General features: G+C 60.6%; 10 protein-coding genes. 2 read left to right on the top strand and 8 right to left on the bottom strand.

The window, feature by feature from the left end:
- Window positions 1–33: 33 nt before the first annotated feature.
- Both WNM05_RS09120 and WNM05_RS09115 read right to left on the bottom strand, forming a co-directional pair.
- Window positions 34–756, bottom strand: a complete 723-nt coding sequence (locus tag WNM05_RS09120; RefSeq protein ID WP_434634331.1) for an ABC transporter ATP-binding protein — start codon at window positions 754–756, stop codon at window positions 34–36.
- Complete coding sequence (locus WNM05_RS09115) at window positions 756–1,532, bottom strand: ABC transporter permease (protein WP_434634329.1); 777 nt, start codon at window positions 1,530–1,532, stop codon at window positions 756–758. The genes WNM05_RS09120 and WNM05_RS09115 overlap by 1 nt, the downstream gene beginning before the upstream one ends.
- A gap of 1,173 nt (window positions 1,533–2,705) precedes the next feature.
- Here WNM05_RS09115 and WNM05_RS09110 point away from each other — a divergent pair.
- Both WNM05_RS09110 and WNM05_RS09105 read left to right on the top strand, forming a co-directional pair.
- Complete coding sequence (locus WNM05_RS09110) at window positions 2,706–4,583, top strand: NAD(P)-binding protein (protein ID WP_434634327.1); 1,878 nt, start codon at window positions 2,706–2,708, stop codon at window positions 4,581–4,583.
- 13 nt (window positions 4,584–4,596) lie between these two features.
- The gene (locus WNM05_RS09105) at window positions 4,597–5,829 is read left to right on the top strand and encodes a c-type cytochrome (RefSeq protein ID WP_434634325.1); all 1,233 of its coding nucleotides are present in this window, start codon (window positions 4,597–4,599) and stop codon (window positions 5,827–5,829) included.
- Between the two features lie 72 nt (window positions 5,830–5,901).
- Here WNM05_RS09105 and WNM05_RS09100 read toward each other — a convergent pair whose 3' ends face one another.
- From WNM05_RS09100 to WNM05_RS09075, 6 genes are all read right to left on the bottom strand, one after another.
- Window positions 5,902–6,549: a hypothetical protein gene (locus WNM05_RS09100; protein WP_434634323.1), complete on the bottom strand. Its 648-nt coding sequence runs from the start codon at window positions 6,547–6,549 to the stop codon at window positions 5,902–5,904.
- Between the two features lie 149 nt (window positions 6,550–6,698).
- Entirely contained in the window at window positions 6,699–7,334 is a 636-nt protein-coding gene (locus WNM05_RS09095) for a glutathione S-transferase family protein (protein ID WP_434634321.1), read from the bottom strand.
- Entirely contained in the window at window positions 7,331–7,867 is a 537-nt protein-coding gene (locus tag WNM05_RS09090; RefSeq protein WP_434634319.1) for a GNAT family N-acetyltransferase, read from the bottom strand. Before WNM05_RS09090 ends, WNM05_RS09095 begins: the two co-directional genes overlap by 4 nt.
- Window positions 7,851–8,270 (bottom strand): GFA family protein, encoded by a 420-nt coding sequence (locus WNM05_RS09085; RefSeq protein WP_434634317.1) that lies wholly within the window; start codon window positions 8,268–8,270, stop codon window positions 7,851–7,853. Before WNM05_RS09085 ends, WNM05_RS09090 begins: the two co-directional genes overlap by 17 nt.
- A 75-nt stretch (window positions 8,271–8,345) precedes the next feature.
- Entirely contained in the window at window positions 8,346–8,801 is a 456-nt protein-coding gene (locus tag WNM05_RS09080) for a hypothetical protein (RefSeq protein WP_434634315.1), read from the bottom strand.
- A gap of 32 nt (window positions 8,802–8,833) precedes the next feature.
- On the bottom strand, window positions 8,834–9,736 hold the full coding sequence (locus tag WNM05_RS09075) for a LysR family transcriptional regulator (protein WP_434634314.1): 903 nt from the start codon (window positions 9,734–9,736) through the stop codon (window positions 8,834–8,836).
- Window positions 9,737–9,805: the final 69 nt, after the last annotated feature.

The raw sequence follows: 9,805 nt of genomic DNA, 5'->3' as shown, positions 1-9,805 counted from the left end.
GAAAAGCCTCATCCAACGACGAGGCCCCTAAAACTAGTTATGGCAAAAACTACCCTGATCAATCACTCTACCATGATCAAGCTGGATAAAGCGATCGCAGAACTTTGCCGCTTGCTCTTTAGCATGAGTCACAAGGATCAAAGCCATTCCACCCTTTTGAAGCTCACGAATGCGGTCATAACATTTTTGCTGAAAATCCGCATCGCCCACAGCAAGGATCTCATCAGCAAGCAATACATCCGGCTCAATATGAACCGCAATGGAAAACCCTAGCCGCATGAACATACCTGAAGAGTAATTTTTGATCGGGGTATCAATAAAACTACCGAGACCAGAGAACTCAACGATATCTTGAAATTTTGATCTGGTTTGTTCATTGCTAAGACCGAACAAACTAGCGTTCAGGTAGATATTTTCCTCACCAGTCAGCTCAGGGTTGAACCCCACACCCAGCTCGATCAATGGTGCAATACGACCTGAAGTGACCACTTTTCCGCTTGTTGGCTCTAAAATACCTGCAATAATCTGCATCAAGGTACTCTTACCGGAGCCATTGTGTCCTAGCAGGGCTAATGACTCGCCCGGATGCAACTGAAAAGAAACATCATGAAGCGCTTGAAAGGGTTCTTTATGAGAACGCCAGCGCTTCTTGAACAAACCTACAAATTTTTGTTTCAGGCTTGCCCCCGCATTGTGATGCAGAATAAATTGCTTGCTAACATTTTCAATGCTGATAATTGCTTTACCCACCGCCATCACAGAATCTCCACCAACTTATTTACTCTCGAGCGGAAAAGATAACCACCGATAGCAAGAGAAGAAAAAGCAATTACATAAACTTTCACCCACATATGCAATGCTGGAACCGTCCCATAAACAAATATCTGAGAAAAGCTCTGAATAAAAGGCAAGAGCGGATTAAAATTCAACAAAAACATTTTATCGGAATGAATCAAATCAACATGCCACACAATCGGAGTTAGCCAGAACAGCAATGGCAAAACAACATCAACAATATGTTTCAAATCACGAAACAGAACATGCCCGATCGACAAAAACATCGCAACACCACATATAAAAATCAAATATGGCAGCAAAAACAACGGATAGACCCACCATGCCGCGGTAAATACTCCTCCCAGCAATGGGTAAAGCACCATATAAATAGCAAATGCAGATAACCAAAAAGTGAATGTCGTCAACAAGCCAGATGCAATAATGAGCACTCTAGGGAAGCGTATCTTCTTAATCAGCCCTCCCGCCCCCGTCAGCAACTCGCAGCTATTTGATGAAATCTGGGTAAATAACATCCAATGTAAATTCCCAGTTACCAAATACAGTGCAAAATTCGGATTTTTATTGGGAAATATCCAAGTAAAAACCACCCAATATGTCAATGTGTTTATCAAAGGAGAGCCAAGCGACCAGGCAAAACCTAATGCTGCACCAAAATAACGTGTCCTAATTTCTTTGTGAACCAGATTAAAAACCAAATCCACATAAGGAATTTCACGAAGAGATTTCAAATGCATAACCCAAACAGTGCTCTTTATTAAAATTTGACAAAAAAAAGAACTCGATTGTCAACGTTAGACAAAACGATTCCACCATTGAAGTGTGCCTCGACAGGAATCCAAAGGCTTATTTTGAATAGTCCGTAGCAAAAAAGCTTTATAAAAGCAGGCAGTATCAGCCTTTACTTTTTTATCTCATAAAATACTGGATATTTTTCTCCTTCTGCTGCTTCCAAGCAGATGGAAATTCAAGGCATTTATGACAAAACCCTATTCGCCAATATCCCAAACTCGAGGAACGTACCGGCAAGCCTCTGTCCGTAGAGTGTGCACAGCCTCGATAAACGAACGCGCAGCCGGAGCCACGCTGAAAAATCAAGCCCCTATCCGTCTCGCCCGGATGGTAACCTTAATGTCAATGTTTTTTCAATCCCTCTCGCAGCAGCGGAATCATACCGCATGACAGAGCTGGTTCGATTCAAACCTTACGCATTCCGCCGCCAGTATGACAGTATCGACTGCAACAAATTCCATTGTAGACCCAAGTGAAACGGCAATCATGGTGACCTCCCCAAGCAATCACAACGAACGCGCGACGTGCCTTCCGGCACCGCCATAGCGGCCCACCTCCCCCCTCAGCAGCATGGTCGGATCCACCATCCGATGCGTTTAAAAGACTGATGTGGCTTCTTGCAAACCCTCACATGGACACGCCCCCAAGCTCAAGCCCACGTCATTTCCACCATCAGGAACCACCCTGCCCGTCACCACAAGACTTGAGCGCTTTTCCATTGAATGGCAGCAGGCCACTGCGGGTGATCTCGGCGCAGGTAGCCGGCTCGACGCGACAGTGGTCATCCTCATGGATTCACGCATACCGTTGAAATGTCGCACGGCAGCGTATTCGTGCAGCCCATCCCCAACACGGTGGTGGTACACCACGATGAACCATCTGCGCCGGCACCATCGTCACCGCGTAGGCATAGAAGAAAGTCGTCCCGGCCCAATCCCGCCACCGCGCGTCCTGATCCAATTCTCTCAGCCCTGGACCAGCCTGATCCATACGCTCACCGCCGCGGCCTCCCCATTCCTGCAGCATAAAAATTAACAATTTTTACAGTTTGTTATAATGGAACGCCAGACGGCACGCAGATGCTGCTGGTTTATTCCAACAACAACACAGGAAAAGCCATGTCCATTACCCGACGAGACTTCCTCAACGGTTTTGCGCTAACGGTGGCTGCCGGGCTCACTCCGCTGGAAATCCTCCGTGCCGCCCCCCGACAGATCAGCGCCAGCTACTACCCTCCTTCGCTCACCGGACTGCGCGGCAACCATGACGGCTCCTTCGAGAACGCGCACAAGCTGGGCCGCGCCCACCATGCGTTCAATCTTGGCGGCGCCAAAGTCGAAGAGCATTACGACCTGGTGGTGGTCGGCGGCGGCATCAGCGGCCTGGCGGCCGCGCATTACTACCGCAAGAAGCATCCGCAGGCCAAGGTACTGATCCTGGACAACCACGACGACTTCGGCGGCCACGCCAAACGCAACGAGTTCAAGGTCGGCAACCGCCTGATGCTGGGCTACGGCGGCACCGAATCGCTGCAATCGCCCAAGCACGTGTTCAGCAAGGAAGCGCTGGCGCTGATGAAGGAACTGACCATCGACATCGATGGGCTGGCCAGCCACTTCCACCGCAACTTCTACCCCGATCTCAAGCTGTCGCGCGGCGTGTTCTTCAACAAGGAGGACTTCGGCGTCGACAAGACCGTAGGCGGCGACCCCTATCTGCAGGTGGCGGACGACATCGACCCCAAGCGCCTGAACGCGCGCCCGATCCGCGACTTCATCAACGACTTCCCGATGTCTAAGAAGGACCGCGACGCGCTGATCGATCTGCACACCAGCACCCGCGACTACCTCGGCGACATGCCCAAGAACAAGCGCGAGGCTTATCTCGCCAAGATCAGCTACAGCACCTATTTGTCCCGCCACGTCGGCCTGAGCGCCACCGCGATCCGTTTCTTCCAGTCGCGCAGCAACGATTTCCAGGCGGTGGGCATCGACGGCCTGCCGGCGCTGGACGCGCGCAACCTGGACCTGCCTGGCTTCCACGGCGTGGCCGGCCTGGGCAAGATCAGCGCCGAGGCGGAAGCCGAGCTGCGCGATCCCTACATCTACCACTTCCCTGACGGCAACGCGTCCATCGCCCGCCTCTTGGTGCGCAAGATGATCCCGCAGGCGGCACCGGGCAAGGACATGAACGACATCGTGTTGGCCCGCTTCGACTACAGCAAGCTGGACCTGCCGGAAAATCCGGTGCGGCTGCGGCTGAACAGCACCGTGGTGCGCGTCGAGAACGCCAAGGGTCCGGTGGACGTCGGCTACCTGGACAAGGGCGGCAGGCTGCACCGCGTGCAGGGCCGCCACGTGGTGATGGCCTGTTACAACATGATGATCCCGCACATCATGCCGGAACTGGAAAACGACCAGAAGCAGGCGCTGGCGATGAACGTCAAGGCACCGCTGGTCTACACCAAGGTGGTGCTGAAGAACTGGGACAGCTTCATGAAGCTGGGCGTGCACGAGCTCTACTGTCCGTCGATGCCGTACAGCCGCATCAAGATGGACTACCCGGTGGACATCGGCGGCTACCAGCACCCGCGCAAGCCGTCCGAGCCGATGTGCCTGCACATGGTCTACGTGCCCACCATCGCCGGCTCCAACCTGGACCCGCGCACCCAGTGGAGGATGGGCCGCGCCAAACTGCTGGCGATGCCGTTCTCCGAGCACGAGGACATGATCCGCAGCCAGCTGCAGCGCATCCTGGGCCCCGTAGGCTTCGAACACAAGCGCGACATCGCGGCCATCACCGTCAACCGCTGGTCGCATGGCTATTCCTACTTCCTCAACTCGATGTACGACGACGAAGAAGAGTCCAAGCGCATCATCGCCACCGCCCGTCGTCCGGCCGGCAAAGTGGCGATCGCCAACTCCGACTCCGACTGGAATCCGTACACCCACGCCGCCATCGATCAGGCATGGCGCGCCGTCAACGAGTTGAGCTAACAGGAACACCGTGATGAAACTGATGAAAACCCTGGGCCTCTCGACCCTGCTGGCCTTTGCGGCGAACGCCGCGCTGGCGAATGTCGACACCGACAGCGTGCGACGCGGCGCCTACCTCGCCCGCGTGTCGGACTGCATCGCCTGCCACAGCGCCCCCGGCGGCAAGGAAAACGCCGGCGGGCTGCCGATGGACACCCCGGTGGGCAAGATCTACTCCACCAACATCACGCCGGACAAGGAAACCGGCATCGGCGGCTACAGCTACGAGGACTTCGCCCGCGCGTTGCGCGACGGCGTCGCCAAGGAAGGCCATTCGCTGTATCCGGCGATGCCCTACACCTCGTTCGCCCGCATCAACGACGACGACATGCGCGATCTGTACGCCTACTTCATGCACGGCGTAGAGCCGGTGAAGCAGGCCAACCGCGACAGCGATATCCCCTGGCCGCTGTCGATGCGCTGGCCGCTGACGCTGTGGCGCTGGATATTCCACGACGACAGCCGCTACCAGCCGGACGCCGGCAAGAATGCCGAGTGGAACCGCGGCGCCTACCTGGTGCAGGGCATGGCCCACTGCGGCACCTGCCACACCCCGCGCGGCGTCGCCTTCCAGGAAGTGGCCTTGAGCGACAAGAAGCCCGGCTACCTGACCGGCGCGCAACTGGCGGGCTGGTACGCCGGCAACCTGACCGGCGACGCGCGCGAAGGCCTGGGCGGCTGGTCGGCCGACGAGCTGGTGCAGTATCTGCAGACCGGCCGCAACCGCTACACCGCGGCCTTCGGCCCGATGGCGGAAGTGGTCCACTACAGCAGCCAGCACATCAACACCGCCGACCTGTCGGCGATCGCCGTCTACCTGAAGAGCCTGCCCGGCGCGGGCGCGGCCGACGTCGCCCCGGTACGCACCGGCGCCACGCTGTTCTTCGAGAACTGCGCCACCTGCCACCAGGCCAACGGCCAGGGGCACGACAAGGTGGTGCCGGCGCTGGCCGGCAGCTCGGCGGTGATGGCGCGCGACGCCACCTCGCTGATCCGCGTGGTGCTGGAAGGCGGCGTCAACGCCCGTACCCGCCATCTGGCCTGGGAATACAGCATGCCGGGCTACGCCCAGCAGATGAGCGACCAGGAAGTGGCCGACGTGCTCACTTATATGCGCCAGAGCTGGGGCAATGCCGCCAGCCCGGTGGCCGCCGGCGACGTGGCCAAGGTGCGCGGCATCGTGGCCGACGGCGCGCATCAGCAGTAAGGTCCATTCATCAACGACAACGCCGCCGCATCGTGAAATGCGGCGGCGTTTTATTTTGTGCTCGCTACGGGATCAGGGCGCGTTCAGCGTGAACACATCGCCGCACTTCACCGTATTGGCCCGACCATAGACATTAAGGGCGATCTGGCGCCCGGACTGCACCGCGCTGACGATGTCGCCGGTCGTGAAGCAGTAATACCAGCCGCCGCTGCGATCGTTGATCACCCCCCAGGAGTAGGCGGCGCGGCCGGCGATCTGATCGATGCCGGCCTTGGTCAGATCCACTTCATAAGGGTGGCCTGCCAGCGGGCCGCTCACCCAGTTGACCGCCAGGCCGGTGGAGAAGCCGCCGACGGACGGACGGCAGCTGAGCGCGCTTTGCTGCCGCCCATCCGCCAACGCGGAGGTGGTGACCGAGCACAGGGCGCCGCTGCTGCCGACGTAGTTGCCGGCGACGAACTGCAGGCCTTGCGGACTGGCCGACGGCTTGACGGTCTGCGCCGGCTTGCCGATCGCGCCGTTCTTGTCCACCGGCAGAGTCAGAGTGACGTCGGAATAATGGGTCTTGCCCGCCGCATCCAGGCTGGGCACCCGGTACAGATTGACGGTATTGCCATTGACGATCACGCCGGCGCTTTCCAGATCGACCGCCGGCACGGTGGCAGCCTGCCCCGCCGCGGCGAACCCGCAGGACACCGCCAACAACAAGATTTTCTTCATCGCACGCTCCATCGCTGTGCTGCCCGCCGGCGGCCACGGACAATCCGCCGTCGGCAGGCAAAGAGCGAATACTATCAGCGCGAACAAGTTGCCAAAAGCATAAATCAAATAAATATAATCATCGCGGACACATTGCTTGACGCATCGCATCAAACACGGAGCGGATACGCGCCATCTCCATACGGCGCCGCCCGGAACGCTTCCAGCGTCTCCGCCTTGGCGGACAGGGCGGCCAATGCCGGATACTTGTCCTCCGGCACGATGTCCGCCGCCATCCGCCTGCTGAAATGCCAGGCGACGGCGGTGGTCAGCCAGCCCTGATCGACGGCCCCGCCGCCGACATCCGGCAAACCGGATGCCAGCTCCCGCTCCAACTCGCCGTAAGCGGCCAGCAGCTGGTTGCCGATCCGCTCCAGCCAGGGCCGGTAGCGCGCGTCTTCCGGCCGCAACTTGCGCTCGTAGACGATCTGCACGCTCTTCTCGCAGGCCGCCAGCGCCAGCCCCGTCACCCGCAGGCAGCGAAGCAAGCGTTGCGGATCTGACGGCAGCAGGCTGCGCCCCGGCGCGATCGACTCCGCATACTGCAGGATCAACGTGGAATCCATCAGCACCGTACCGTCGTCACAGACCAGCGTCGGCGCCTTCACCGCCGGGTTGATCTCCCGGAAACGCTCGAATGCGCTGAATACCGACAAGGGCTGGTGCTCAAATGGAAGGTCCAGCAATTGCAGGGAAATCGCGACGCGGCGGACGTAGGGGGAGTCCAGCATGCCTATCAGCTTCATGACACTTCTCCATCATCGGGAAAACCGCTTGCCGGCGGCCACAGCCATTGAGCCAAGGGCTCGCCGTCGTCGTCCAGCGCCACCTCGCCGCGGACGAAACCCAGTTTGTCCGCCACCCGAGACGACGCCGCATTGTCCGGATTGATCCTGGCCAGCACCCGGCGCGCGCCGCCGGCCGCAGCCTTCTGCAGCAATTGCGCCACGGCGGCGGCGGCGATGCCGCGCCCGCGCCGCGCAGGCGCCACCGCGTAGCCGATTTCCACCACTCCCAGGCTGGGCGGTCCCTTGAAGCCGCAGGCGCCGACCAGGGCGCCACCCTCATCGATCATCGCATAAGGCAGGCTCCAGCGCGCCTCCACGCCCTCAGCCTGCAGGCGCAGCGCCCGCCTCGCCACTTCCGGCGGCGGCAAGGCGCCCTCCTCGCAATCGCGGTCCCAAGCCGTCGGCCGCCTGCCGGCGGCCAAATCGGCCAAGGCGGCGGCCGGCAGGGCCTCCAGCCGGATGAAGGGAAAACGATCAGGCGAAACGGACATCGGGGATCCAGTTGCGGGCGCGCCGCGCCAGCCTTTCCGCTTCGCTCTCTCCATCGAACGACACGTCGGCCGCCTCGCCCAGCGGCAGGCCAGGCGTCTCGAAGGCGTTGACGCTGACCACGGCGTACAAGCGGCCGTCGATCTCGCTGGTGACCAGCGGCGCGACGCCGCAACCGGAACAGATGTGGAAATCGGCGGTGCCGGTGCCGAAACGGTAATGCGACACCCGTTGCGGATCGCGCAGCGCCACCGTCAGCCCGGCCGCGGGAGAGGCGGTCCAGATGCCGCCGTGCTTGCGGCAGAAGCCGCAGTCGCAACGGCGGGCGGGGATGACGGCCGTCTCAGGCGGCCAGTCGAGATCGAAAGAAATATTGCCGCAATGGCAGGCGCCATGGATTTGCATGCTGGCCTCCGCTCGATGGCGCGCTGCGCCATTCCATTAATGCGGAAAGCATAACAGACTTGCCCGGTTCCGTGCTCAGCGTCGCCCCCACACCCGCCGCACCTCGCGCGTGGCCTTCAGCGGTATGCCGGAAAAGCTGGTCGCGGCGAAGTGGCCGGCCTGGCGCGAGGCCTTGGACAGCGCCGCGCCGGAGACGCAGCCCACCTCGAGCGCCTGGCGCACCGCGGCGATCGGCGCCGCGCCGTCGTCGGGCAGCTGCCGCGCGATACAGCGCCCCATCTCGGTCCATAGTCTCTCCGTCGCCAGCATCAGCTCGCGCTGGGTATCGGCCTGGGCCTGCCACAGCGCCGCCCCCACCAGCAGGCCGCCGTCTATCCGCTTCTCCATCTCGCCTTCAGACAACGGGAACTTCGGCGCCAGCGAAGCCAGCCATGTGATACAGGCATCCTGCTGCGCCTCCAGCCAGCGCCGCTGGCCGCTTTCCACTACGCCGCAATAGTTTTCCACCGCACCGACAATCCAACTGGCCATATGGCCTCCTCAACAGGCGGCGCGTTCGCGCCTCAGGCGACAACAGGCTGCGGACAGGGCGAGGCCCACACCGCAAGCAGCTCCCTCAACAGGGTTTCCAGAACCGGGTCGCCCGCCCGGTCCGCCGGATAGACAAACTGCAGATCGGCGCTGCGGCGCAATTCCGGCACCAGCCAGATTCGGCCGTCGGCCTGCCAGGCCAGGGCCTCTTCCTCGCGCACCAGCGCCACGCCGACGCCGGCGGCGACCAGCTCCAGAATCACCGACAAGTGGTCGCTCTCCGCCACCTTTTTAGGCGAGATGTTCAGTTCCCGCCACAATTCGGACGTGATTTTCGACAGGCTGGAGAATTGCGACACCCCGACCCACGGCAGCTTGCCCAATTCCTTCAGCCTGCCGCCGTCCAGCTGGCCGGCCCAGGCCGCCGGCAAGGCGACGCGAAAATCCAGCGTCCGCAGCGGCACGGTGCTGACATTCATATAGGGATTCCTGCCCAGATAGAAACCGGCGTCCAGTTCCTTCTTGCGCACCAGGTTCAGCACATCGACTGATACGCCATGGGTCAGCTGGACTTCCAGCAAAGGATAGGCGTCGACCAACGCCGCCACCCACGGTCCCAGCCTCAGGATGTCCGGCATCAGGCTGACGCCTATCCGGGCCTGGCCGGCGAGCTGGCCCTTGAGCCGCTTGGCATGGTTGATGATGTCCCGCGCGGCGCCCAGGACGCCCTGGGCTTCCGGCAACAGCTCCTGTCCGGCCCGCGTCAGCCGGACGCCGCCGGCGCTGCGCTCGAACAACTGCATGCCCACTTCTTCCTCCAGCGCCTTGATCTGCGCCGTCACCGCCGGCTGCGACAAGTGCAACAGTTCGGCTGCCTGTGTCAGGTGGCCCTGCTGCGCCACGGTGACAAAGGTCCGCAACTGGTAAATTTCCATGTCTTCCCCTGCTGTGCGACCGCCGGGCACTCGACCGGCGCCCCGACCGGGTCGAATATGCCAAATGTC

The organism is Chromobacterium sp. CV08, assembly GCF_051129845.1.
Classification (GTDB): Bacteria; Pseudomonadota; Gammaproteobacteria; order Burkholderiales; family Chromobacteriaceae; genus Chromobacterium.
Note: the sequence above shows the minus strand (reverse complement) of the source record. Positions and strands in the feature narration are given on the sequence as shown.